At 73.0% G+C, this 23531-nt stretch carries 24 protein-coding genes; 11 read left to right on the top strand and 13 right to left on the bottom strand.

Going from position 1 to position 23531, the window contains the following annotated elements; translation table 11 throughout:
- The first annotated feature begins 54 nt into the window (after positions 1-54).
- Positions 55-1581: an acyl-CoA synthetase gene (locus tag JQX11_RS20540; RefSeq protein WP_232378254.1), complete on the top strand. Its 1527-nt coding sequence runs from the start codon at positions 55-57 to the stop codon at positions 1579-1581.
- On the opposite strand, the gene JQX11_RS20535 is transcribed toward JQX11_RS20540, so the two are convergent.
- The 6 genes from JQX11_RS20535 to JQX11_RS20510 all read right to left on the bottom strand — a co-directional run bounded on the left by JQX11_RS20535 (position 1544) and on the right by JQX11_RS20510 (position 7255).
- Positions 1544-2398 (bottom strand): PaaX family transcriptional regulator, encoded by an 855-nt coding sequence (locus tag JQX11_RS20535; RefSeq protein WP_204926585.1) that lies wholly within the window; start codon positions 2396-2398, stop codon positions 1544-1546. The genes JQX11_RS20540 and JQX11_RS20535 overlap by 38 nt on opposite strands.
- 30 nt (positions 2399-2428) lie before the next feature.
- Positions 2429-3241: an ABC transporter ATP-binding protein gene (locus tag JQX11_RS20530; protein ID WP_204926584.1), complete on the bottom strand. Its 813-nt coding sequence runs from the start codon at positions 3239-3241 to the stop codon at positions 2429-2431.
- Positions 3234-4055 carry an ABC transporter permease gene (locus JQX11_RS20525; protein ID WP_307826273.1) on the bottom strand — a complete coding sequence of 274 codons (822 nt, stop codon included), beginning with the start codon at positions 4053-4055 and terminating at the stop codon, positions 3234-3236. The genes JQX11_RS20530 and JQX11_RS20525 overlap by 8 nt, the downstream gene beginning before the upstream one ends.
- The gene (locus JQX11_RS20520) at positions 4052-4846 is read right to left on the bottom strand and encodes an ABC transporter permease (RefSeq protein ID WP_307826272.1); all 795 of its coding nucleotides are present in this window, start codon (positions 4844-4846) and stop codon (positions 4052-4054) included. The genes JQX11_RS20525 and JQX11_RS20520 overlap by 4 nt, the downstream gene beginning before the upstream one ends.
- Positions 4847-4910: 64 nt before the next feature.
- On the bottom strand, positions 4911-5870 hold the full coding sequence (locus JQX11_RS20515) for an ABC transporter substrate-binding protein (protein WP_232378253.1): 960 nt from the start codon (positions 5868-5870) through the stop codon (positions 4911-4913).
- A gap of 212 nt (positions 5871-6082) precedes the next feature.
- Complete coding sequence (locus JQX11_RS20510; protein WP_204926582.1) at positions 6083-7255, bottom strand: 4-hydroxybenzoate 3-monooxygenase; 1173 nt, start codon at positions 7253-7255, stop codon at positions 6083-6085.
- Positions 7256-7514: 259 nt separating this feature from the next.
- Here JQX11_RS20510 and JQX11_RS20505 point away from each other — a divergent pair, with 259 nt between their 5' ends.
- From JQX11_RS20505 to JQX11_RS20470, 8 genes are read left to right on the top strand one after another with little or no spacing between them, the layout of a single operon-like run.
- The gene (locus JQX11_RS20505; protein ID WP_204926581.1) at positions 7515-8333 is read left to right on the top strand and encodes a CoA transferase subunit A; all 819 of its coding nucleotides are present in this window, start codon (positions 7515-7517) and stop codon (positions 8331-8333) included.
- Between the two features lie 34 nt (positions 8334-8367).
- Positions 8368-9153: a CoA-transferase subunit beta gene (locus tag JQX11_RS20500; RefSeq protein ID WP_307826271.1), complete on the top strand. Its 786-nt coding sequence runs from the start codon at positions 8368-8370 to the stop codon at positions 9151-9153.
- On the top strand, positions 9150-9890 hold the full coding sequence (gene pcaH / locus JQX11_RS20495; protein ID WP_204926580.1) for a protocatechuate 3,4-dioxygenase subunit beta: 741 nt from the start codon (positions 9150-9152) through the stop codon (positions 9888-9890). The genes JQX11_RS20500 and pcaH overlap by 4 nt, the downstream gene beginning before the upstream one ends.
- Complete coding sequence (pcaG, locus tag JQX11_RS20490) at positions 9883-10455, top strand: protocatechuate 3,4-dioxygenase subunit alpha (protein WP_204926579.1); 573 nt, start codon at positions 9883-9885, stop codon at positions 10453-10455. Before pcaH ends, pcaG begins: the two co-directional genes overlap by 8 nt.
- Positions 10430-11770 (top strand): 3-carboxy-cis,cis-muconate cycloisomerase, encoded by a 1341-nt coding sequence (gene pcaB / locus JQX11_RS20485; RefSeq protein ID WP_204926578.1) that lies wholly within the window; start codon positions 10430-10432, stop codon positions 11768-11770. The genes pcaG and pcaB overlap by 26 nt, the downstream gene beginning before the upstream one ends.
- Positions 11767-12540 (top strand): 3-oxoadipate enol-lactonase, encoded by a 774-nt coding sequence (gene pcaD / locus JQX11_RS20480; RefSeq protein ID WP_307826270.1) that lies wholly within the window; start codon positions 11767-11769, stop codon positions 12538-12540. Before pcaB ends, pcaD begins: the two co-directional genes overlap by 4 nt.
- Positions 12540-12920, top strand: a complete 381-nt coding sequence (gene pcaC, locus JQX11_RS20475) for a 4-carboxymuconolactone decarboxylase (protein ID WP_088642633.1) — start codon at positions 12540-12542, stop codon at positions 12918-12920. The genes pcaD and pcaC overlap by 1 nt, the downstream gene beginning before the upstream one ends.
- Before the next feature lies 1 nt (position 12921).
- Positions 12922-13698, top strand: coding sequence for an IclR family transcriptional regulator (locus JQX11_RS20470; protein ID WP_204926577.1), 777 nt, complete (start codon positions 12922-12924; stop codon positions 13696-13698).
- A 13-nt stretch (positions 13699-13711) separates the two neighbouring features.
- On the opposite strand, the gene JQX11_RS20465 is transcribed toward JQX11_RS20470, so the two are convergent.
- The 7 genes from JQX11_RS20465 to JQX11_RS20435 all read right to left on the bottom strand — a co-directional run bounded on the left by JQX11_RS20465 (position 13712) and on the right by JQX11_RS20435 (position 20293).
- On the bottom strand, positions 13712-14182 hold the full coding sequence (locus JQX11_RS20465; RefSeq protein WP_204926576.1) for a hypothetical protein: 471 nt from the start codon (positions 14180-14182) through the stop codon (positions 13712-13714).
- An 84-nt stretch (positions 14183-14266) separates the two neighbouring features.
- Positions 14267-15526 carry a cellulose binding domain-containing protein gene (locus JQX11_RS20460; protein ID WP_204926575.1) on the bottom strand — a complete coding sequence of 420 codons (1260 nt, stop codon included), beginning with the start codon at positions 15524-15526 and terminating at the stop codon, positions 14267-14269.
- Between the two features lie 229 nt (positions 15527-15755).
- Positions 15756-16715, bottom strand: coding sequence for a PaaX family transcriptional regulator (locus JQX11_RS20455; RefSeq protein ID WP_204926574.1), 960 nt, complete (start codon positions 16713-16715; stop codon positions 15756-15758).
- A gap of 109 nt (positions 16716-16824) precedes the next feature.
- Positions 16825-17616 carry an ABC transporter ATP-binding protein gene (locus JQX11_RS20450; protein WP_204926573.1) on the bottom strand — a complete coding sequence of 264 codons (792 nt, stop codon included), beginning with the start codon at positions 17614-17616 and terminating at the stop codon, positions 16825-16827.
- On the bottom strand, positions 17613-18383 hold the full coding sequence (locus JQX11_RS20445; protein WP_204926572.1) for an ABC transporter permease: 771 nt from the start codon (positions 18381-18383) through the stop codon (positions 17613-17615). Before JQX11_RS20445 ends, JQX11_RS20450 begins: the two co-directional genes overlap by 4 nt.
- Before the next feature lie 27 nt (positions 18384-18410).
- A complete protein-coding gene (locus JQX11_RS20440; protein WP_204926571.1) occupies positions 18411-19196 on the bottom strand; it encodes an ABC transporter permease in 786 nt (261 codons plus the stop codon).
- Positions 19196-20293, bottom strand: coding sequence for an ABC transporter substrate-binding protein (locus tag JQX11_RS20435; RefSeq protein WP_204926570.1), 1098 nt, complete (start codon positions 20291-20293; stop codon positions 19196-19198). Before JQX11_RS20435 ends, JQX11_RS20440 begins: the two co-directional genes overlap by 1 nt.
- Positions 20294-20850: 557 nt before the next feature.
- Here JQX11_RS20435 and aceB point away from each other — a divergent pair.
- Both aceB and JQX11_RS20425 read left to right on the top strand, forming a co-directional pair.
- Positions 20851-22452, top strand: a complete 1602-nt coding sequence (gene aceB, locus JQX11_RS20430) for a malate synthase A (protein ID WP_372444616.1) — start codon at positions 20851-20853, stop codon at positions 22450-22452.
- Between the two features lie 25 nt (positions 22453-22477).
- Positions 22478-23470: a TauD/TfdA family dioxygenase gene (locus JQX11_RS20425; protein WP_204926569.1), complete on the top strand. Its 993-nt coding sequence runs from the start codon at positions 22478-22480 to the stop codon at positions 23468-23470.
- Positions 23471-23531 lie beyond the last annotated feature (61 nt).

Here is a 23531-nt window from a genome sequence, read left to right as displayed (position 1 = left end):
GCCCCGGGCGTCCGGCCAGGTCATCATCCCACCTCCACCACCAGGAGACTGCTGATGCACCAGCACGGAATCGGCGCCTGGGTGGCCCGGCGTCGGCTCAGATCCCCGGACCGGGTCGCCCTCGTGCACGGCGCGGGCGCGACCGTCACCTACGCGCAGTTCGCCGACGCCGTGGACCGGGTCGCGGCGGTGCTGCGGGAGTACGGCGTCGGCACCGGCGACACCGTCGCCTACCTCGGCGAGAACAGCCCGGAGTTCCTCCAGGTGATGTTCGGGACGGTGCGGCTCGGTGCCGTGTTCGTGCCGGTCAACACCCGGCTCGCGCCCCCCGAGATCGGCCACGTGCTGACCGACTGCGCGGCCCGGGTGCTGATCCACGACCCGGACTTCGCGGTGCCGGTGACCGCCGCCCTGCCGACCACCCGGCCCCCACGGGTGCTGGTCACCGGCGAGGGCACCCCGGACCGGCCGGGCCTGGCGACGCTGACCCGCGACGCCGACCCGGCACGGGCCGGGCACGCCGACCCCGGCCCCGCCGACCCGGCGGCGATCGTCTACACCTCGGGCACCACCGGCCGGGCCAAGGGCGCGGTGCTCACCCACGGCAACCTGACCTGGGTGGCGCTCAACTGCGTGGTCGACTACGACGTGGTCTCCACCGACGTGGCGCTGATGATCTCGCCGCTGTTCCACGTCGCCTCGCTGGGGATGGGCGCGCTGCCCGTCATCCTCAAGGGGGCCACGATGGTCATCGAGCGGGGTTTCGAACCGGGCCGGGCGCTCGCGCAGATCGCCAGGCACCGGGTGACCATGCTCAGCGGCGTGCCGACCACCTACCAACTGCTGGCCGACCACCCCGACTGGGCCTCGACCGACCTGTCCACGCTGACGAAGCTCACCTGCGGCGGGTCCGCCGTGCCGACCCGCATCCTCGACGCGTACGAGGCGCGCGGCCTGTCGTTCTCCCAGGGGTACGGGATGACCGAGGCGTCGCCGGGCGCGACCGCGCTGCCGCCGGCGATGACCCGGGCCAAGCAGGGCAGCGTCGGCCTGCCGCACTTCTTCACCGACGTCCGGATCACCGACCCGACCGGTGCGGTGCTGCCCGCCGGTGCGGTGGGTCAGATCGAGGTGGCCGGGCCCAACGTCTTCCCCGGCTACCACGGCCTGCCGGAGGCGACCGCCGAAGCGTTCACCGCCGACGGCTGGTTCCGCTCCGGCGACCTGGGCCGCCTCGACGACGACGGCTACCTCTACGTCTCCGGCCGGCTCAAGGACATGATCATCTCGGGTGGCGAGAACATCTACCCGGCCGAACTCGAACTGCTGCTCGGCGAGATCGACGGGGTGGTGTCGGCGGCCGTGATCGGGGTGCCGGACGACCGGTGGGGGGAGGTGCCGTGGGCGGTGCTGACCGTCCGGGCGGGGGCCTCGGTGGACACCGGTACCGTCCGGGCCCACCTCGACGGTAGGGTCGCCCGCTACAAGCTGCCGAAGAACGTGGTCATCGTGGACGAGTTACCGCGGACCGCGTCGGGGAAGGTCAGGAAGGCCGAGTTGCGGGCGCGGTTCGCCGGCTGACCGTGGGCCGCTGGGTGACCAGGGCGGCGAACTCCGCCGCGGACGCCTCGGCCAGCGCCCGGTGCGCCAGGCGGTAGGTCTGTGCCGACCGGGCGGCCGGCCACTGCGCGTCCATGAACTCGGCAGGCAGTCTCGGGTCGGCCCGCAGCAGCGCCAGCCAGTCCGCCACCAGCATCGTGCGCAGGGTCAACGCGCCCGCCGTCGCCGTGGTCGCGGCCGGGTCGGCCCACCTGTCGATGAACGCCAGGTGCTCGCGCCGGATCGCCTCGATGTCCCAGGCGGCGCGGACGCTGTCGCCGATCGGGAAGCCGGCGAGTTCGCGGGCGTGGAAGGCGACCACGGGGTGCGGGGCGAGATCCTGGCGCAGCGGCTCCAACGACCCGGCGAGGTCGACCTCGCCGGGGGCCAGCCACAGCCCGTCGCGGATCGGCGCGAAACCCTCCCAGGTGAGCGTGGAGCGCAGCCGGTGCCGCAGCGTCCGCTGCTCCTCCGGGATCGAGAAGGTGACGAGGGTCCAACCGCTGCCCTGCGGGTCGAACGGCCGGGGCCCGCGCACCCGGTACGTCGCCTCCCGCAGCACCGCCGCCCCGTGCTCGGTCAGCGAGAACAGCGTCTCCCGACCACTGCGCCCCCGGGCGAGGACGCCGCTGCGCACCAGCCGGTCGAGGGTGGCCCGGGTCGCCGGCGCGGCGACCCCCGCCCCCTCCAGCACGGTGATCAGGACGCTGGCCCGGATCGGCCCGGTGTCGCCGTCGACGACGTGTTCGCCGAAGAAGGCGAGCACCAGCTGCTTGGGCTGTCGCCTAGCCACAGTCATCCCCTCCGACGCCTCCGACGCCCGGCGCGCTCACGGCGCGGGTCGCGGGGCCACATTCTGCCCGCGTCTGGCCCGCTGGATCTCGCCGTAGACGTGCGTGCGCAGTTCGGTGAACCGGGGCAGGGCGCGGGTGGTGATCTGGTCGCGGTCGGCCGGCAGGTCGATCACCAGATCCTCGCGTACCCGGGTGGGCGCGTGGGACAGCACCAGCACCCGCTGCCCCAGGTAGACCGACTCGTCGATGTCGTGGGTGACGAACAGGACCGATATCCCGCGTCGGGCGTGCAGCTCCCGCACCAGGTCCTCCAGGTCGGCCCGGGTCTGCGCGTCCACCGCCGCGAACGGCTCGTCCATGATCAGGACCTCCGGCTGGTACGCGACGGCCCGCGCGATCGCCACCCGCTGCTGCATCCCGCCGGAGAGCTGCCACGGGTGGCTGCGGGCGGCGTGCGCCAGGCCCACCGCGTCGAGCGCGTCGGCGACCAGGGTGTGCCGCTGCGCGCGGGACAGCCGCTTGTGCCGCAGCGGCAGCTCGACGTTGCCGCGTACGGTCAGCCACGGGTAGAGGCTGCGGCCGTACTCCTGGAACACCACGGCCATCGCGGGGCTGGGGCCGGTCACCGGTGCGCCGTGCATCTCGACGGTGCCGCCGGTCGGGCGCAGCAGGCCGGCGAGGCACTTCAGCAGGGTGGTCTTACCGCACCCGGACGGCCCGACGATGCAGACGAGTTCGCCGGCGTCCATCGTGAAGCTGAGGTCCCCGATCGCCTCGACGTCGCCGGTGCGGGCCCGGTAGACCTTGTTGAGCTGCGTCACCCGCAGCAGGGTGCCCCGGTCAGACACGGTTGACCTCCCTGATTCCGTGGTACCAGCGCAGCACGCGCCGTTCGACGACCCCGAAGACGACGGCGAGCAGCACGCCGACCCCGCCGAGCAGCAGGATGCCGCTCCACATCTCGGCGACGAGGTAGTTGCGTTGGAAGTAGGCGATCCGGTAACCCAGCCCGGCCGACGAGGCGAACATCTCGGAGATGACCATCAGGATGAGCGCGACCGAGAGGGCCTGCCGGACCCCGGCCATGATCCGGGGGCTGGCGGCGGGGAGCACCAGGAACCACAGCCGCTCCCACCGGGTGACCCGGAACGACCGTGCGGTCTGCGTCAGCACGCTGTCGGTGCCCCGGACCCCCTCGACGGTGTTGAGCAGGATCGGCCAGACCGCGCCGGAGACGATCACCACGACCTTCATGGTGTCGGTGATGCCGAGCAGGAGCATCGCCACCGGGATCAGCACGGGTGGCGGGACGGCCCGGAGGAACTCCAGCAGCGGTTCGAGCAGTTCGCGCAACCACGGGGTCAGGCCGATGACGGTGCCGGCGGCGACGCCGAGCACGATCGATGCGGCGACCCCGAGGCCGAGGCGGTAGAGGCTCGGCAGCACGTCCTGCACGAACGCGGGCCCGATCCAGGTGTCGACGAAGGCGTCGGTGATCGTCACCGGGTCGGGGAAGAACCGGTTCGTCGCCCTGGTCGCCACCAGGCCCCAGAGCACCAGCAGCAGCATCGGCAGCCCGAGCACGTGCAGCAGGCCCGCCACGGCCCGCGTACCGGCCCGGCGGCGTGGCGCGGCGACGACCCGGCCCGGGTACGCGGTCACAGCGCCCGCTCCCCACGGACGGACTCGTGCCAGGACAGCGTCCGCCGTTCGACGAACCGGAAGACGAGGTTCACCGCCAGCCCGAGCAGGCCGGTGACCACGACGAGGGCGTACAGGCCGACCGCGTCGCCGCCGGAGCGGGACAGCTCGATCATGCGGCCGAGCCCCGGGTTGCCGATCACCATCTCGGCGGTGATGGCCAGGATGAGCGCCACCGCCGCCGCCAGCCGTAGACCCGTCATCAGGTACGGCAGGGTGGTCGGCAGGACGAGGTGCGTCCACTGCTCGCGGCGGCGCAGGCCGAAGCTGCGCGCGGTGTCCCGGGCCACCGCGTCGACGTCGGCGACCCCGTAGATCACCTGCATGAACACCTGCCAGAACGACGCGTAGACGATGATGACCAGGGCGGCCTGCCGCTGGATGCCGAACATCAGCACGGCGAGCGGGATGAGCGCGACCGACGGGATGGGACGCAGGAACTCGACCATCGTGTGGGTGCTCCGGCGTAGGAAGGGCACCAGGCCGACGAGGGTGCCGAGGGCGACGGCGGCGAGGGTCGCCACGGTCAGCCCGATCGCCCAGGAGGTCATGGTGCTGCCGAGCCGCCGCCAGAACGCCAGGTCGACGAGCTGTTCGCCGAGCTGGGCCAGCACGTCCGTCACGTACGGCAGGTACTGCGGGTCGATCAGGCCCAGCGTCGGGATCGCCTGCCAGCCGACGAGGAAGGCGGCCAGGCCGGTGACGCCCAGCAGCGTCCTGCGCAACGCGGGTGGCCGTCGGGTGGTGGGCACGGGCGGGTCACCTCCGAAGGTGGCGTCGCCCGGCGGCCGGGCCGCCGGGGCGTCGCCGGGTCGGCTACTGCTGGCGGATGAGCCGGTCGAGGTCGGGCTGGCGGTCGAGCACCCGGTACCGGCCGGCGAGTTCGGCGAGCGTCTGCAGGCTGGCCCGGTCGACGTCCCAGCCGAACGCCGGCAGCCTGACCGACTCCGCCACCGGCGGCGGCAGTTGGAGGTTGTCCTTGATGGCCTGCCGCAGGGCCGGTGCGTTGGCCGGGTCCTGCGCCCACTGGAGGGTCTTCTTCATCGCCGCGGAGAAGTCCTCGACCAGCTCGGCGTCCTTGTCGAGGCGGGCGGTGGTGGTGATGGTGGTCAGGGTGGCAAGGCCCGGCACCACCGCCTGGTAGGGCGCCACGACGAACCTGTCGCCCCGACCCTTCAGCTGGGTGACGAAGGGTTCCGGCACCCAGGCGGCGTCGATGTTGCCCGCCGCGAGCTGGGCCGGGGCGTCCGGGAAGGCCACCTCGACGAACTTGACCTTCCTGGGGTCGCCGCCGTCCTTCTCCACCGCCGCCATGATCGTGACGTCGCCGGCCGCGCCCAGGCTGTTGACCGCGACCCGTTTGCCGGCGAGGTCGGCCGGCCGGGTGACACCCGACTTCGCCGAGGCCACCACGGCGTTGATGTCGTCGCCCTGGGCGTACGAGGAGGCGTAGTTGCCGATGATGACGACGCCGAGGTTCTGCAGGTCGGCGCGGAACGGGCCGAACGGCTGGCCGATGGCGAAGTCGATGTCGCCGTTCATCAGCGCCGGGATGGCCTGCGCGCCGCCCTGGGCGGGCAGCACCTCGACCTGGAGCCCGCGCTCGGCGAACAGGCCCGCCTTGATGCCGCCCCACAGCGCGGCGGTCTCGGTGATCGGCAGCGCCGCGACCCGGACCTTGCGCAGGTCGCCGGAGGTCGGCGCGGACGGGGTGGACGCGTCGGAGTCGGTACATCCGGTGAGGGCGACCGCGGCGGCGATCAACCCGAGAGCCATGACCTTCTTCATTGACGAGGCCCTTCCTGGGCGGGGGTGGTGGGGTGCGTCGGAAGTCGGCGGGATGCCTCGGACCTGCGGGGGGAACCAACCGCTGCGTGGGGGCGCACGCCGCTGTGGTGGCCATGGTCAGCCACCCCGACATCGAAAGTCAAGAATTTCTGACGCCCGTCATGAATAAGTTGAACGAGGCTGCGTCGTGGTGGCGTCGCTCAGACCTCGGGCAGGCCCACGTAGTTCTCGGCCAGGCTCGTCGCGTACGCCCGCGAGGTGGCGGCGTACCGCAGCGTCGCGGTCTGCAACTTCGCCTCGTACGGGTCGTCGTGCGCCAGCCGGTGCAGCATCGAGGTCATCCACCAGGAGAAGTGCTGGGCCCGCCAGACCCGGCGCAGCGCGGTGGTCGAGTAGCCCGCCAGCAGGTCGGTGCGGCCGTGGGAGTACCAGGCGGCGAACGCCTCGCCGAGCAGCGCCACGTCGGCCAGCGCCAGGTTCATGCCCTTGGCCCCGGTGGGCGGGACGATGTGCACGGCGTCCCCGGCCAGGTACAGCCGCTCCCACTGCATCGGCTCCACCACGAAACTGCGCATCGGAGTGATCGACTTCTCCAGCACCGGCCCCTCGGTGAGCGACCAGCCCGGCACCGTCTCCAGCCGGACCCGCAGTTCCGCCCAGATCCGCTCGTCCGGCCACGCGGCGATGTCCTCGTCGGGGGCGACCTGGAGGTAGAGCCGGGAGACCTGCGGCGAGCGCATGCTGTAGAGGGCGAAACCCCGCTCGTGGTGGGCGTAGACGAGTTCCTCCACGGCCGGCGCGGCGGCGGCGAGCACCCCCAGCCAGGCGAACGGGTACGCCCGCTCGTAGCTGGTCAGCACCCCGTCGGGCACCGCGCCCCGGCTCACCCCGTGGAACCCGTCGCAGCCGGCCACGAAGTCGCAGTGCAGTTCCTCCTCCCGGCCGTCGTGTCGGTAGCGGACCACCGGGTCGGGGGAGTCGAGCCCGTCCAGCCGGGTCACCTCGGCGTCGAACAGGATCGTGCCGCCGGCCGCGAGGCGCGCGGCGATCAGGTCCTTGACCACCTCCTGCTGCCCGTAGACGGTGATCGCCCGCCCGGTCAGCTCGGTCATCGGCACCCGGTGCGACTCCCCGGCGAAGCGCAGCTCGATGCCCTCGTGCCGCAGCCCCTCGCGGAGCAGCCGCTCGCCGACGCCGGTGCGGCACAGCAGGTCGACCGAGCCCTGTTCGAGCACCCCGGCGCGCAGCCGGTGCTCGACGTGCTCACGGCTGCGGCTCTCCAGCACCACCGAGGAGATGCCCTGCCGGTGCAGCAGGTGCGACAGCATGAGCCCCGCCGGCCCGGCGCCGACGATGCCGACCTGGGTACGCATCCCGGTCCGTCCTTCCTGGACGCCGGCCCGACACCGGGGCCCGGCGGCGGGCCACCGAAAGCGTTCGCTGAGCGAACGGGTGTTCTCTCATTGAACGTTGGCACGCGACCCGGCTCCCGTCAACGTCCTGCCCGGACGGTGGCCCTCCAGACGTCGGGACCCGAGGTGGACATTGACGGATGTCGCCGCCGACCGTACGTTCGACATGAGCACGATGGTCCGCATGGCGAACACCGGTCCGAGGTGAGGCGGGAGGCCCATGGCGACGCTCGTCCCGCTCGCGCAGGCCGTGGCGGAACTGGTCCGCGACGGTGACGTGGTGGCCCTGGAGGGCTTCACCCACCTCATCCCGTTCGCCGCCGGCCACGAGATCATCCGCCAGCGACGGCAGGAGCTGACCCTGGTCCGGATGACCCCCGACGTCATCTACGACCAGCTCATCGGCGCCGGCTGCGCCCGTCGGCTGGTCTTCTCCTGGGGCGGCAACCCCGGCGTGGGATCGCTGCACCGGTTCCGCGACGCCGTGCAGCACTCCTGGCCGCGCCCGCTGGAGCTGGAGGAACACAGCCACGCCGGGATGGCCAACCGCTACGTGGCCGGCGCGTCCGGCCTGCCGTTCGCCGTGCTGCGCGGCTACACCGGCACCGACCTGCCCCGGCACACCGCCAACGTCCGGTCGGTCGACTGCCCGTTCACCGGCGAGACCCTCACCGCCGTGGCGGCCCTGCGCCCCGACGTGACCGTGGTGCACGCCCAACGCGCCGACCGGGCCGGCAACGTGCAGCTGTGGGGCATCACCGGCGTGCAGAAGGAGGCGGTGCTCGCCGCCCGCCGCTCGCTGGTCACCGTCGAGGAGGTCGTGCCCGAGTTGACCCCCGTCCCCGGGCAGGTCGTGCTGCCCGGCTGGGCGGTCACCGCCGTGGCCGAGGTGCCCGGCGGCGCCCACCCCTCCTACGCCCAGGGCTACTCGGTCCGGGACAACGACTTCTACCGGGCGTGGGACGCCGTCAGCCGGGACCGCGACACCTTCCGTGCCTGGCTCGACCGGCACGTGCACCGGGCCGGGGCGGCGGCGTGACCGCGCGGCCCGCCCCCCGCCCCGGGAGGCCGACGTGAGCGGCCCGCCCCCGCCCGCGGAGTGGACCGCCGACGAGATGATGACCGTCGCCGCCGCCCGGCAGCTCCGCGACGGCATCGCCTGCTTCGTCGGGATCGGACTGCCCAGCACCGCGGCGAACCTCGCCCGCGCCACCCACGCCCCGAACCTGGTGCTGGTCTACGAGTCCGGCTGCCTCGGCGCGAAACCGGACCGGCTGCCGCTGTCCATCGGCGACGGCGTCCTCGCCGACACCGCCGACGCGGTCGTGTCGGTGCCCGAGGTGTTCAACTACTGGCTCCAACCCGGCCGGATCGACGTCGGCTTCCTCGGCGCGGCCCAGCTCGACAGGTACGGCAACCTCAACACCACAGTCGTCGGCGACGACTACGCGACCCCGGCCGTCCGGCTCCCCGGCGCGGGCGGGGCACCCGAGATCGCCGCCTCCTGCCGCGAGGTCGTGGTGATCGTCCGGCAGAACCCGCGCACCTTCACCGCGCGGGTCGACTTCGTCACCTCCGTCGGCTACGGCACTGGCCCGGGGGACCGGGAACGGCTCGGCCTGCGCGGCGGCGGACCCCGACTGGTGATTACCGACCTCGGCGTCCTGGAACCCGACCCGGTGAGCTGCGAGCTGACCCTGACCCGGCTGCACCCCGGGGTGAGCCGGGAGCAGGCACGGGCCGCCACCGGCTGGGACCTCGCCGTCGCCGAGCCGCTGACCACCAACGAACCGCCCACGGCAGACGAGCTGGCGGTGCTGCGCGCGTTGCGGGCGACGGCCGAGGGGAGCCGACCATGACCGAGGACACCGCCGGCCGCCGGCTGCCGCTGCCGGCGTACCGGCGCGACGACGTCGACGCCCACCCGCCGCTGTTCAGCCCCGGCTACCGGTCGACCGTGACGCGGGCGCCCCGGCAGCCGCTGGTCCACCTGCCGCAGCGGCTGACCGAGATCACCGGGCCGCTGTTGGGCGAGGGACGCCTCGGCGACCTCGACCACGACCTGACCCGCCAGCACGACGGATCACCACAGGGGCAGCGGATCATCGTGCACGGCCGGGTCCGCGACGGCGACGGCCGGCCGGTGCCGCGTACGTTGGTCGAGATCTGGCAGGCCAACGCCGCCGGACGCTACCGCCACGAGCGCGACACCTGGCCGGCCCCGATCGACCCGCACTTCGACGGGGTGGGCCGGACGCTCACCGACGACCAGGGGCGGTACCGGTTCGTCACCGTGCAACCGGGGGCCTACCCCTGGCGCAACCACGACAACGCCTGGCGGCCGGCGCACATCCACTTCTCCCTGTTCGGCCGGGCGTTCACCCAGCGGCTGGTGACCCAGATGTACTTCCCCGGCGACCCGCTGTTCTTCCAGGACCCCGTGTTGCACTCGGTGCGTGACCCGATGGCCCGGCAACGGCTGGTCGCCCGCTACGACCACGCCGCCACACAGCCCGAGTGGGCGCTGGCCTACACGTTCGACATCGTGCTGCGGGGCCGGGAGGGCACCCCCTTCGAGGACGGCGACCATGAGTGACCGGCTGGGCGTCACTCCGGCGCAGACCGTCGGGCCGTACCTGAGCATCGGCCTGCACTGGCCCGACGGCCCGTACGTCGTCCCCGAGGGCACCCCCGGCGCGTTCTGGATCCGGGGCCGGATCGTCGACGGCACCGGGGAACCCGTGGTCGACGCGCTGGTGGAGAGCTGGCAGGCCGACCCGGACGGCCGGTTCGACCACCCCGACGACCCGCGCGGGGCCCGGCCGCCGCGGCTCGCGGGATTCCGGGGGTTCGGCCGCAGCGAGACCGACGACCAGGGGCGCTACCGGCTGCTGACGGTCCGGCCGGGGCCGCTGCCCGACCCGGACGGCGGCACCGAGGCCCCGCACCTGACCCTGTCGGTGCTCGGCCGGGGGCTGCTGCACCGCCTGGTGACCCGGCTCTACTTCCCCGACGAGCCGGCGGCCAACGCCGTCGACCCGGTGCTCTCCGGCGTGGAGGCCGACCGCCGGGACACGCTGCTGGCCAGCGCCGCACCGGACGGGTTCCGCTTCGACATCCACCTGCAGGGCGACCGTGAGACCGTCTTCTTCGCCGTCTGACGGCCTGCTCTCCGGACTGTCCGGCAACCCGGAGGTGGACGCGGAACTCGACGATCCGGCCCTGCTGCGGGCGCTGCTCGACGCGGAGGCGGCCCTCGCCCGGGCCGGCGCGGACGCCGGTCTCGTGCCCGCCCCGGCGGCCGACGCGATCGTCACCGCGTGCCACCCCGGGCGGTACGACCCGGCGGCGCTGGGCCGGGCCGCCGACGCCGCCGGGAACCCCGTCGTCCCCCTCGTGCGGGAGGTGACCGCCGCCGTGCCCGCCCCGGCCCGACCCTGGGTGCACCTCGGGGCGACCAGCCAGGACATCCTGGACACCGCGCTGAGCCTGCTGGCCGTCCGGGCGCTCGACGCGCTGCGCCGGCACCTCGACGCCGCCGTCGACGCCGCCGCCCGGCTCGCCGACACCCACCGGGACACCGTGCTGGTCGCCCGGACCCTCGGCCAGCAGGCGGCACCCACCACGTTCGGACTCAAGGCCGCCGGCTGGTTGACCGGCCTGGCCCAGGCCCGCGACCGGCTCCGGCAGGCCGGCGACGGGCAGCCCGCGCAACTCGGCGGCGCGGTCGGCACCCTCGCCGCGCTCGGCCCGGCCGGCCCCGACGTCGCCGCCCGGTTCGCCGCCCACCTGGGGCTGCCCGCGAGCGCGCTGCCCTGGCACACCCGACGGCAGCCGCGCCTCGATCTGGCCGCCGCGCTCGGCGGCCTGCTCGCGGCCACCGGCAAGGTCGCGCTCGACGTCGGACTGCTCGCCCAGACCGAGGTCGGTGAGGTCACCGAGGGCGGCGACGGACGCGGTGGCTCCTCCGCCATGCCGCACAAACGCAACCCGGTCGACGCGATCCTGATCGGGGCCGCCGCCCGCCGCGGCCCCGGCCTCGTCGCCACCCTGTTCGCCGCGGCGGTGCAGGAGCACGAGCGGGCCGCCGGCGGCTGGCACGCCGAATGGGAGCCGCTGCGGGACCTGCTGCACCTGACCGGCGGCGTCACCGCCCGGTCCGCCCGGCTGCTGACCGGACTGCGGGTCGACCCCGCCCGGATGCGGGCGAACCTCGACGCCACCGGCGGACGGGTGCTCGCCGAGGCCGTCGCCGCCCGGCTGGCCCCCGCCGTAGGCCGCGACGTCGCGCACGACCTGGTCGCCCGGGCCGCCGCCGCGCCCACGTTCCGCGCCGCGTTGCTCGCCGACCCGCAGATCCGTGCCCACCTGTCCGGGGCGGAGATCGACGAGGCGCTCGACCCGGACCGGTGGCTCGGGTCGGCCGGCCGGTTCGTCGACGCCGCGCTGGCCGCCGCCCGGGGTGCGGCGTCGTGACCTGCCGGCTGCACCTGAGGATCGACGGCCCGCCCACCGCGCCGGTGCTGCTGCTCGGCGGGTCCCTCGGTACCACCGGCGCGATGTGGGAACCCCAGGTCGCGGCGCTGACCGAACGGTTGCGGGTGATCCGGTACGACCACCTGGGCCACGGCCGCTCGGCGACGCCCACCGGGCCGTACACCGTGGAGCTGCTGGGCCGGGAGGTGCTGCGGACGCTGGACCACCTCGACGTGCCGTGGGTCCACTACGCGGGGCTGTCGCTGGGCGGCATGGTCGGCATGTGGCTCGCCGCCCACGCGCCCGACCGGGTGCGCCGGCTCGCCCTGCTGTGCACCTCGGCCCGGCTCGGCCCGCCCGAACCCTGGCGGCAACGGGCGGCCACGGTCCGTGCCGGTGGCCTGCCGGCGATCGCCGACGCGGTGGTGGCCCGCTGGTTCACCCCGACCTTCGCCGCCGCCAACCCGGCTCTGGTGGCCGGGTACCGCGCGATGCTGACCGCGACCTCCCCGGCCGGCTACGCGGCCTGCTGCGAGGCGATCGCCGCCCTGGACCTGCGCCCCGATCTGGCCCGGATCGGGGCGCCGACGCTTGTCGTCGCGGGTGCGGACGACCCGGCGATCCCCGTCGGGCACGCCCGGGAGATCGTCGACCTGGTCCCCGGGGCGCGGCTGGTCGTCCTCGACGCGGCGGCGCACCTGGCCAACGTCGAGCGACCCGGGCCGGTGGGCCGACTCCTGCGGGAACACTTCGACCAGGCGGGTGACTGATGGACGACCGCGAACGGCACGAGGCCGGCATGACCGTACGCCGGCAGGTGCTCGGTGACGCGCACGTCGACCGCGCGGTCGCCGGCACCGACGCGTTCACCGCCGACTTCCAGGACTTCATCACCCGCTACGCCTGGGGTGAGGTGTGGACCCGGCCCGGCCTCGACCGGCGTACCCGTAGCTGCATCACCCTCGCGGTGCTCGCCGCCCTGCGTCACGAGGAGGAACTGGCGATGCACGTGCGGGCCGCACTGGGCAACGGGCTGACCGAACAGGAGGTGGCGGAGGTCCTGCTCCAGGTGGGCGTCTACGCTGGCGTACCGGCGGCGAACCGGGCGTTCACGGTGGCCCGGGAGGCGCTGCGGCGGGAGGCTGGGTGAGGTGGGCGGTCAGACGGCACGGTCACCGGAGTTCGTGCAGTCGCTGGAGCGCGGGCTCGCGGTGATCCGGGCGTTCGACGCCGAGCATCCGCAGCTCACGTTGAGCGACGTGGCCCGGCGCACCGGGCTGACCCGGGCCGCGGCCCGCCGGTTCCTGCTCACCCTGGTCGAGCTGGGGTACGTGCACACCGACGGCCGGCTGTTCTCGCTGCGGGCGCGGATCCTCGCCCTCGGCTACGCCTACCTGTCCGGCCTGGGCCTGCCCGAGATCGCCCAACCGCACATGGAGGCGCTGGTCGCGCAGGTGCACGAGTCGTGCTCGGTGTCGGTGCTCGACGGCGACGAGGTGGTCTACGTCGCCCGGGTACCCACCCGACGGATCATGACGGTGGGGATCAGCGTCGGCACCCGGTTCCCCGCGTACGCCACGTCGATGGGGCGGGTGCTGCTCGCCGCGCAACCGGCGGACCGGTTGGACGACTACCTCGCCACGGCGCGGTTGCAACAGTTGACCCGGCGCACCGTCACCGATCCTGCGAAACTGCGTGCCGTCCTGACGAAGATCGCCGCCCAGGGGTACGCGATCGTGGACCAGGAACTGGAGGAGGGGTTGCGGTCGCTGGCCGCGCCGATCCACGGCCCGCACGGGTCGGTGGTGGCGGCGGTGAACCTGTCCGCACACGCCAGCCGGGGGTCGTTCGAGCTGATCCGGCGCGAGTTGCTCCCGCCGCTGCTGGCCACCGCCAGGCGGATCGAGGAGGACCTGCGCGGCGCGTGAGGGCCCGGCGTCCTCACCGGACCCGGTAGAGCCGGCTCGCCGGGTCCACGACGGCGGTCAGCAGCCGGCCGGGCACGAGTCCCGGGTCGTCGGGCCGGACCGTGTCCGCCTCGAAGGAGGCGAAGCCGGGCCCGCTGATCCGCACGTGCAGGTCGAGTTCCGGGCTCTCCCCGCCGAGGTGGTGCGCCACGGTGAGGATCTCGGCGGTGGCGGCGACCCCGGTGGCGTCGAGCCGGCGGGCGTCGCTGCGGGACCGGTCGACCACCCGCCAGCCGAAGATACCGAAGCCGAACCCGACGATCGTGGTGAACACCCCGCCGGCGACGAGCCCCCAGCGCTCCCCGGGTGACACCGGCAGGTCGCCTGTCACGTCGGCGGCGAGCAGGACCGGGCCGGGCAGGCAGATGGCCAGGAAGAGCAGCCGGCAGAGCAGCGCGCCGACCGGCCCGATGCGGGTCTCCGCCTCCCGGGGTGCGCTGGTCATGCCGGCACCCTAGAGCACGGTGCGGCGGGCCGGTACCTCGTACCGGCCCGCCGCACCTGCGACCCGCCGTGCGGCGGCCGACGGTCAGCTTCCGGTGCAGGTGGCGGTGGCTCCGGTGCCGGTGCCGGTGCCCTGGAACCCGAAGCTGGTGCTCTGCCCGGCACCGAGCCGTCCGTTGTAGCTCTGGTTGGTGACGGTGATGGTGCCGCTGGTGCCGGTGGCGACCCCGTTCCACACCGAGCTGACCGCTGCGCCGCCCGGCAGGGTCAGCGTGACCCGCCAGCCGGTGAGCGCGGCGGACCCGGCGGTGACGCTGACGTTGGCGACGAACCCGCCGTTCCACTGGTCCTGTACGGCGTAGACGGCGGTGCAGCCGGCGCCGCCGGGCGGGGGAGTGGTGGGCGGGGGCGTCGTCGGCGGCGGAGTGGTGGGCGGTGGGGTCGTGGGCGGGGGAGTGGTCGGCGGTGGGGTGGTGGGGGGCGGGGTGGTCGGCGGCGGGCCGTCGAGCGTCAGGTTCTTCTGCTGGACGGTCCACTGGGTGCGGCACAGCCCGCAGTTCGCGCCGACGAAGTTGCCGCCGGCGGTGGTGTCGCCCTTGAGCCGCCACTTGAGGTAGAGCACCGCGACCCGGCCGAACTCGCCGCCGTTGGGCTGGTCGTAGGTGCCGCCGTGCCCGACGTTCAGGTTGCCCATGAAGGCGGGCAGCCCGGCGGGCAGCTTGCCCCAGTCGTCGATGGCGTTGGGGTAGGCGATGTCGCTGGGCCCGCCGACGAAGTAGGCGATCGGTTTGGTGAGCCGCCGGAGCTGGTAGTCGTCGGCGTCGTTGAGCAGACCGCTGCTGAAGATTCCGGTGGTGGTCACCCGGGGGTCGTTGGAGACCGCGTACGCCTCCAGGCCGCCGCAGGAGAAGCCCGCGACCGCGACCTTGCCGGTGTCGATCCGGTTGTAGTACTTGCTGCCCTGGCGGGAGTTCTCCGCCACCGCCCAGTCGATGGACTGGGTGAGCATCTGCGAGTTGGTGGAGCCGGAGGCGTTCGGGCCGCCGTTGGCGATGGCCAGGAAGCCGTGCGAGGCGATCTCGCGCAGGAAGTTGCCCTGCGAGAGGCCGTTGGCCGAGCAGCCGCCGTTGCCCCACACGAGGATCGGCAGGCGTTCGGTCGGCAGCGTCTGGGGCCGGAAGATGGTGTGGTTGGGCAGGCTGGTCGAGGTCTCGTAGTCGGCGGGGTAGGGCCCCGAGCCGCCGACTGCGGCATCGGCCGGCGTCGCGCCGAGAGCCATCAGCACGGCGGCTGCCGGCACGAGCGCGGCGGTCAGGCCCGCGTAGAGCTTCGATCTCCTTGGCATGCACCCTCCTGCGGGTGTCGGCGGTGGCACCCCTGCGGTGGCGGGTCTGTCGCCGGGCCCGACCAGGGTGGTCGGCACCGGCGACGGGGCGGGCCGACGTGGACGCGTCGACCGCCCGGCCGCAGTCCCCACAGGCGGTCGCGGTATGCAGTTACTATCACCGGGGCAACGAAAAGTGTCAATGTGTTGCCCGTTCGGCGGGCCGGGTGCGACCTCCGTGCGGAGGCGGTCAGCCGGTGCCGCGCGGGTCGCCTGCCGGTTCCGGCCGGGTGGGGTCGCCCGGCGCGTGGAAGTGGGTGATCCACCGGGCGGCGTCCGGCCAGTGCGGGGCGGTCACCTCGACCAGCCGCGCCCGGGCGAGCGCGCCGAGCCGGGTGTGGACGTCGAGGAAGGTCTCCCGGGCCTGACCACGGGGCCAGGGCTGCGGCAGCAGGTGCGCGGGCAGATCCGGGTCGGTGTCGGCGAACCGACGCCAGGAGTCCATCGCCGAGGTCCGCGCCACCAGCGCGGTGGCCGGGTCGACCGTGCCCCGACGGGCCGCCGCCCGCACCGGCGCGAACCGCGCGACGAAGGCCGTGTAGCCGGCTGCCAGCCCGGTCAGGTCGTACGCGGCGGCCGGTCCGTGCGGCCCGGCCTCCTCGTCGAACCGGACGTGCAGCACCGACCAGCGGGCCCCCGCGACGGGATGCAGCAGCGACTCCAGTTCCGCCCGGACCGGTGCGGCGTGGACGCCCGGCCGGATCCATACGCTGTCGTAGAGGCCCACGAAGCCGTGGGCGGTCAACGACCGGCGTACCGCGTGCCGGGATGCCCGGCCGGAGCCGGGGATCGAGAAGGAGACCAGCACCCAGTCGCCGGTCCAGTGCGGCGGCTGTGCGCCGAAGGTCAGGAAGTGCCGCATCCGGGAGCGGTGCCGGGCGATCGCCGCGGGCGTGAGGTGGTAGACCGGCGGCCGGGTGTCGCCCCGGGTGGCGATGAGACCCCGCTTGACCAGCCGGGACAGTGCGGCACGGGCACTGGGCTCGGTGACCCCGAACTCCCGCAGCATCGCGATGACCGCCGCCGACGGCAGGTCGGCGTCCGCGGAGTCGAGGTACTCGCCGAGCAGGGTGGCCAGCAGGTGCTGTGGGCTCGACCCGTGCTGGGCCCGGGGGGTGCGGACGTCGGGGGCGGGCTGTTCGGCGGTCACCCCGTCAGATTCTCGCACCACCGTCCGGCCAACGCCGCCGACCGGCCCGCCCGTGGGGCCGCCGGGCCGCCCGGCGGCGGGACGGTCCCGGTGGCCCGCGGCGGTTCGGTCAGTGGCCCATGACCAGGTCCATCACCTCGCTGCGCAGCTTGCCGAAGAGCGGCTCCTGCTTGGTGAGGATCTGGTCGCGGTCGCGGGGCAGCGGCACGTCCACGGTCGCCTTCACCGTCGACGGGCCCTTGCTGAGCACCACCACCCGGTCGGAGAGGTAGACCGCCTCGTCGATGTCGTGGGTGATGAACAGGACCGACTTGTTCCACTCCCGCCACACCCGCAGGGTGAGGTCCTCCAGGCTGATCCGGGTCTGCGCGTCGACCGAGGCGAACGGCTCGTCCATCAGCAGGATCTTCGGCTTGTTGATCAGCGCGCGGGCGATGGCGACCCGCTGCTGCATGCCGCCGGAGAGCTGCCACGGGTACTTGCCGATCACCGAACGGGGCAGCCCGACGGCCGCAAGCAGGCTGTCCACCGCGCTGCTCACGGTGGCCCGGCTCGCCCCGGTACGGCGCAGCGGCAGCCCGATGTTGCGCTCGACGGTGAGCCACGGGAACAGCGAGCGGCTGTAGTCCTGGAACACGATCGCCATGTCCTCCGACGGGCCGTCGCCGATGGTCTCGCCGAACGAGCGGACCTCGCCGGTGCTCGGCCGCATCAGCCCCGAGATGCAGTTGAGCAGTGTGGTCTTGCCGCTGCCCGAGGGTCCGACGATGGACACGAACTCGCCCGCGTGCACCTGCAGGTCGACCTGTTCGATCGCCAGGTGGTCGACCCCGTTCGTCGTGTACGTCTTGGACAGTCCCGCCACGACCAGCGCGGCCGAGGTGTGCTCCGGGTCGCTCATGCCGATCTCCCTACCGTCGGTCGCCCGCGGAGCGCCCACCGCTCGTACAGGCCGAAGAGTGCGTTGAACAGGATGCCGATCGCGCACGCCATCACCACCCCGGCGAACATCCGGGGGGTGTCGAACTTCTGCTGCTGGAGCAGGATCTGGTAGCCGACCCCCGAGGTGGAGGCGTACAGCTCGGAGCTGACCATCAGGACCACCGCGATGCCCAGGCTGACCCGCGCGCCGGCCAGGATGCGCGGCAGCGCCGCCGGGAGCACGACGAACCGGAAACGGTCCACCCGCCGCAGCCCGATCGCGCGGGCGCTGTTGAGTGCCAGCCGGTCGACGTTGGCCACCCCGTCCATCGTGTTGAACACGACCGGCCAGATCGAGCCGAATGCGATGACGAAGATGGGCATCCGGTCGTTGATCCCGAGCAGCACGATCGCGATCGGGATGAGCACCACCGCCGGGGTGGCGACGCCGAGGCGCACCACCGGCGCGCACAGCCACTCCAGGCGTCGGCTGCGGCCCAGCGCCACGCCGACCACGGTGCCCACCGACACCGCCAGGGCGTAGCCGACGAGCAACCGGAACATGCTCGCGCCGACGTCCGCGACGAACGCGTCGGAGGCGAACAGCCGGTGCGCCGGCCCGCTCCACCACAGGTCGACGAACGCGCCGGCGACCCGGCTGGGCGGCGGGGTGAACGACGAGTCCCGCCAGCGCAGCAGCACCTCGGCCACGAGCACCAGGGCGAGCACGAGCCACGTGTAGGACACCACTCGGATGAGGAACCTGCGCACTGTCTACTCCTGCCCGGACGGACGCCAGCGGATGACGCGTCGCTCGGTGAGCTGGGCGGCGATGTTGAGCACCATGCCGGTGATGCTGACCGCGAGCACCCCGGCGTAGACCGCGTCGGCCCGCTGCGCCTCCTGGTAGCTGACGAGCACCGTGCCGACGCCGGTGGTGGCCCCGAGTAGTTCGGCGCTGAGGGTCACCACGAACGCGATGCCGGTGGCGATCCGGATACCGGTCACCACGTACGGCAGGGTGGTCGGCAGCAGCACCCGGCGCATCGTCTCCACCCGGCCGAACTTCAGCGCCTGGGCCACCCGCAGCGCCAGCGGTTCGACGCTGCGTACCCCGTAGATGGTGTTGACCAGGAGGATCCAGAAGACCGAGAAGGTCACCACCGAGATCTTCATCTGTGGGCCCAGCCCGATCAGGACGATCGCCGCCGGGATCAGCGTCACCACCGGCATCGCCCGCCCGATGTCGATCACCAGGGAGCTGGCCCGGGCCAGCGGTTCGAGGTAGCCGATCAGCAGGCCCAGCGGGATGCTGATGACCACCGCGAGGCCGAGGCTGACCGCCCAGGTGGCGAGCGTGTCGAGGTACTCCCGGACGAAGTCGGCGTCCCCGAGCAGGCTCGCGAACGCCCGCCCGACGGCGACCGGGCCGGGCAGCCCGGAGGCGGGCACCACCCCGGCGGCGGCGACGGCGGCCCAGCCGGCGACCAGCAGGCCGAGACCCGCCGCGCCCCAGATCACCGGCTGGCCGCGCCGCAACGCGGTGCGGACGGCGCCCATCAAGCCGACTCGTGGACGAGGCCGGAGGTGTCGACCTTGGTGCTGATCGCGCCGAACTCGTGCGCGAGGTCGGCCATCTTCTGCAGCGCCGCGCGGTCCACCTCGCTGGACAGCTCCTCGAACTGGCTGGCCCGGATCGCCTCGACAGTCGTCTTGCCGAAGTCGGCCGCCATCTGCTGCCATTCCGCCTCGTTGGCCGGGTCCTTGATCTGGCGCAGCGACTCGTCCATGGCGGCCCGGAACTTCGCGATCTTGTCGGCGTTGGCGGCGACGAACTTTTCCGAGGCGACGTAGTCGGCGTAGTTGATCCGCCCCTGCACGTCGGCGTACGGCTCGCCGAGCCAGACCGCGCCGCCCTCGCGGACCAGGGTCTGGCCGATCGCCCCGCTGGCGTTGATCGCGTCGACCGCGCCGCCCTTCAACGAGGTGGCCATCTGCGCGCTCGGGATGTTCACGTACTTGATCTTCTTGTCGTCGCAGCCGGCCTTGCGGACGGCGGCGCTGGTGTAGACCTGGCCGGGACCGTTGAGTTCGGTGACGCCGACGGTCTTGCCCACCAGGTCGCAGTAGGTCTTCGCGCCGCTCTTCGTGCTGGCGAAGACGCCCCGGCTGCGGGTCGGGTCGGGCGGGGTGGGGTTGAAGTACGCGCCCATGACGATCTTGACCTTGACCCCCTGCGAGGCGGCCACGATGGCCCCCCAGCCGCCGGAGAAGGCCAGGTCGACCTGGCCGGAGTCGGCGGCGGCGACGGCGGACGAGGCGGACGCGAGGGTGACCGGCTCCACGGCGATGCCGTGCTTGGCGAAGAGGCCCTTCTTCAGCGCCCACACCAGGGTGATCTCGTTGGGGAAGCCGATCTGGGTGACCTTCAGCGGCTCGCCGAGCGAGGCGTCGGCGGGGGCGCTCGATCCACCGTCGGAGAAGCAGCCGGACAGGGCGAGCGCGCTGACGGCGACCAGCGCGACGCCCAGCCGTCCGCGCCGCAGCGGTCCACCGTGCCGGCGGCGGTGCGGGGTGCGGTCGTGCCCGCGACGGGGTCCGTCGGCGGCCCGATCTCCCGGGGTGCGCGCCTTCGAGTCCACAAAGAAGAAAGCCATGGGGATGTCCTCCAGTGATTTGACAGGCATCCCGGGGGTGTGTGCGCCTCGGTCGGCGCGGACACCGACGCCGCGGACGCCGCAGGTGGGGCCGGCGGTGATCCGCGATCGCTGACGGGGCCTGATGGGGGATGAGGAGGGTGCGGCGGTACCCGACCGGTGTCGCCGATCGGACGTGGTGGGTGACGCGGGCCGGTGTCGCCAGGACTTCACGGCAGGCGGCGGGATGACCGGCGCCTCGGTCACGGGCACGAGGAAGGGTGGCGGCCGTGCCGACGGTGGAGCTGCGTTGACGGGTGCCGAAATACTCTATGCGAGACGCCATCTTGTCAAGCGATCCACGAGGCATCTAGTCCGTGTTCGCGCACCTCGCGGCCGGTGTGGTGCCGTCGCGGCGACCGTGGCGTGGGGTTGACAGCACCTGCATGATGGGTAAATCTATCGCTATCCGAGATGGCGTCTCTCTTTTTGATACAGACTGCCCCGGCCGACGACCCGCACGAGCATCACCGCGATCCGGGCGCAGGAAACTGGCGAACGAACAGCGAGGTTCAGCCGTGACCAACCAGCAGGACGTGGACGTGACGATCACCGGTCGGGCCGTGCCGGGATCCGACCGGATTCTCACCCCGGAGGCGGTGGCCTTCCTCGCCGGACTGCACCGCCGCTTCGGGGCCCGACGCGACGAACTCATCGCGCTGCGCGTCGCCCGACAGGCCGAACTGGACGCCGGGGCCGTGCTCGACTTCCTCCCCGAGACCGCGCACGTGCGCGACGCGGACTGGCGGGTCGCGCCCCCGGCCCCCGGCCTGGTGGACCGTCGCGTCGAGATCACCGGCCCCACCGACCGCAAGATGACGATCAACGCGCTGAACTCCGGCGCCAAGGTCTGGCTCGCCGACTTCGAGGACGCCATCACCCCCACCTGGGAGAACGTCATCTCAGGTCAGGTCAACCTCGTCGACGCGCTGGACCGCACCATCGACTTCGGCACCCCCGACGGCAGGTCCTACGCCCTCGGCGACGACCCCGCGACCATCGTCGTACGGCCCCGGGGATGGCATCTGGACGAGAAGCACCTGCACGTCGACGGGCAACCGGTGGCCGGCGCGCTCGTCGACTTCGGGCTCTACTTCTTCCACTGCGCCCGGCGGCAGCTCGACGCCGGCCGGGGCCCCTACTTCTACCTGCCCAAACTGGAGAGCCACCGGGAAGCCCGACTGTGGAACGACATCTTCGTCTGGGCCCAGCGCGAACGCGGCATCGCGCAGGGCACCATCCGGGCCACCGTGCTGATCGAGACGATCCCGGCCGCGTTCGAGATGGACGAGATCCTCTACGAGCTGCGGGAGCACTCGGCCGGGCTGAACGCCGGCCGGTGGGACTACCTGTTCAGCATCATCAAGAAGCACCGCAACCGGGGCACCGACTTCGTCCTGCCCGACCGCAACTCGGTCACCATGACCGCGCCGTTCATGCAGGCGTACTGCGAACTGCTGGTGCGGACCTGCCACCGGCGCGGCGCCCACGCCATCGGCGGCATGGCGGCCTTCATCCCCAGCCGCCGCGACGACCAGGTCAACGCCACCGCCCTGGCCAGGGTCCGCGAGGACAAGACCCGCGAGGCGACGATCGGGTTCGACGGGTCGTGGGTGGCGCACCCGGACCTCGTCCCGCTGTGCCGGGAAGTCTTCGACGGCTTCCTGGCCGACGCGCCGCACCAGCTCGACCGCACCCGCGACGACGTCACGGTCGACGCCGCCGCGCTGCTCGACGTCCGGTCGGCCGGCGGGCAGGTCACCGAGGCCGGCCTGCGCAACAACGTCAGCGCCGCCCTCCAGTACCTCGCGGCCTGGCTCGGCGGCCTGGGCGCGGTTGCGATCTTCAACCTGATGGAGGACGCCGCCACCGCCGAGATCGCCCGCTCCCAGGTGTGGCAGTGGGTGCACAACGACGTCGTCCTGGCCGACGGGCGGCCGGTCACCCGAAACCTGGTCGAGCAGGTGATCGACGAGGAGACCGCCACGATCGCCGCCGCCCGGGGACCGGCGTTCGACGCCGCCGGCTACGCCGCCGCCCGGGACCTCCTCGTCGAGGTGAGCCTGGCCGACGAGTTCGTCGAGTTCCTCACCCTGCCCGCCTACGCGCGGATGTCCTGAACAGTCATCGAGGAAAGGATCTGATGTGGTCGAGATCGTGGGTGGCCCCGCGGCATGGCGGGGGCCGGACATCGTGGACAGTCCGGAGTGGAAGATCGAACTGACCGACGCGCACGTCGCCGAACTCATGGCCGCCCTGGCGGCGGTGGACCGGCCCGACGTCGGCCTGCGGGACGTCACGAAGGAGAACTTCGTGCTGCCCACGCTCGCCCCGGTGCTCGCGGGCGTGGTCGACGAACTGGTCGACGGTCGCGGCTTCGTGCTGGTGCGCGGGGTGCCGGTCGAGCGGCTGACCGAACGGCAGGCCGAGCTGATGTACTGGGGCATCGGGCTGCACGTGGGCATCCCGATCCACCAGAAGACCGAGGACGACCTGCTCATCCACATCCGGGACCAGGGCGTCGACCGTAACGACCCGCTGGTGCGCGGCTTCCAGACCAGCGCCCGGCTCGACTACCACGCCGACTCCTCCGACGTGGTGGCGCTGCTGTGCATCCGCCCCGCCATGTCCGGCGGGGTCAGCACGATCGTCAGCGCGGTCGCGGTCCACGACGAGATCGTCCGCCGCCGACCCGACCTGGCCGAGGTGCTGTACGCCGACTGGTGGCACGACCGCCGCTCGGGCAACGGCCCGGAGAGCTTCTTCCAGTGCCCGATCTTCGGCCGCAACGACGACGGCAAGCTGTTCGCGCACTACGGCCGCGCGTACATCGAGTCGGCCCCCCGGGGCGAGGGCGTGCCCGACCTGACCCCCGCCCAGATCGAGGCGATGGACCTGCTCGACGAACTCGACAACTCCGACGGGTTCGTGCTCAACATGAACTTCGCCCCCGGCGACATCCAGTTCCTCAACAACTACACCATCATGCACGCGCGCACCGACTACCAGGACCACCCGGAGCCGGAACGCAAGCGGGACCTGATCCGGCTGTGGCTGGTCATCGACCGTGACCTCGGTCTGCCGCCGGCCTTCGACGCCGGGGGCATCGTGCCCCGCGCGGTCGCGCTGGCCCGGTGACCCCGCCGCCCGCCACGGCCGACCGGCGCATCCGCGGCCGGCCGTGGCGGGCGCGGCCCGG

Origin of the sequence: Micromonospora humida (assembly GCF_016901255.1) — a bacterium.
GTDB lineage: Bacteria > Actinomycetota > Actinomycetes > Mycobacteriales > Micromonosporaceae > Micromonospora > Micromonospora wenchangensis.
The sequence above is the reverse complement of the archived record's forward strand: the minus strand, read 5'-3'. Positions and strand labels throughout refer to the sequence as shown.

Coding starts and splice junctions, on each gene's coding strand:
- JQX11_RS20540 (WP_232378254.1), top strand. CDS start 55: ATGCACCAGCACGGAATCGGCGCCTGGGTGGCCCGGCGTCGGCTCAGA.
- JQX11_RS20535 (WP_204926585.1), bottom strand. CDS start 2,398: ATGACTGTGGCTAGGCGACAGCCCAAGCAGCTGGTGCTCGCCTTCTTC.
- JQX11_RS20515 (WP_232378253.1), bottom strand. CDS start 5,870: ATGGCTCTCGGGTTGATCGCCGCCGCGGTCGCCCTCACCGGATGTACC.
- JQX11_RS20510 (WP_204926582.1), bottom strand. CDS start 7,255: ATGCGTACCCAGGTCGGCATCGTCGGCGCCGGGCCGGCGGGGCTCATG.
- JQX11_RS20505 (WP_204926581.1), top strand. CDS start 7,515: ATGGCGACGCTCGTCCCGCTCGCGCAGGCCGTGGCGGAACTGGTCCGC.
- pcaH (WP_204926580.1), top strand. CDS start 9,150: ATGACCGAGGACACCGCCGGCCGCCGGCTGCCGCTGCCGGCGTACCGG.
- pcaG (WP_204926579.1), top strand. CDS start 9,883: ATGAGTGACCGGCTGGGCGTCACTCCGGCGCAGACCGTCGGGCCGTAC.
- pcaC (WP_088642633.1), top strand. CDS start 12,540: ATGGACGACCGCGAACGGCACGAGGCCGGCATGACCGTACGCCGGCAG.
- JQX11_RS20465 (WP_204926576.1), bottom strand. CDS start 14,182: ATGACCAGCGCACCCCGGGAGGCGGAGACCCGCATCGGGCCGGTCGGC.
- JQX11_RS20460 (WP_204926575.1), bottom strand. CDS start 15,526: ATGCCAAGGAGATCGAAGCTCTACGCGGGCCTGACCGCCGCGCTCGTG.
- JQX11_RS20450 (WP_204926573.1), bottom strand. CDS start 17,616: ATGAGCGACCCGGAGCACACCTCGGCCGCGCTGGTCGTGGCGGGACTG.
- JQX11_RS20440 (WP_204926571.1), bottom strand. CDS start 19,196: ATGGGCGCCGTCCGCACCGCGTTGCGGCGCGGCCAGCCGGTGATCTGG.
- JQX11_RS20435 (WP_204926570.1), bottom strand. CDS start 20,293: ATGGCTTTCTTCTTTGTGGACTCGAAGGCGCGCACCCCGGGAGATCGG.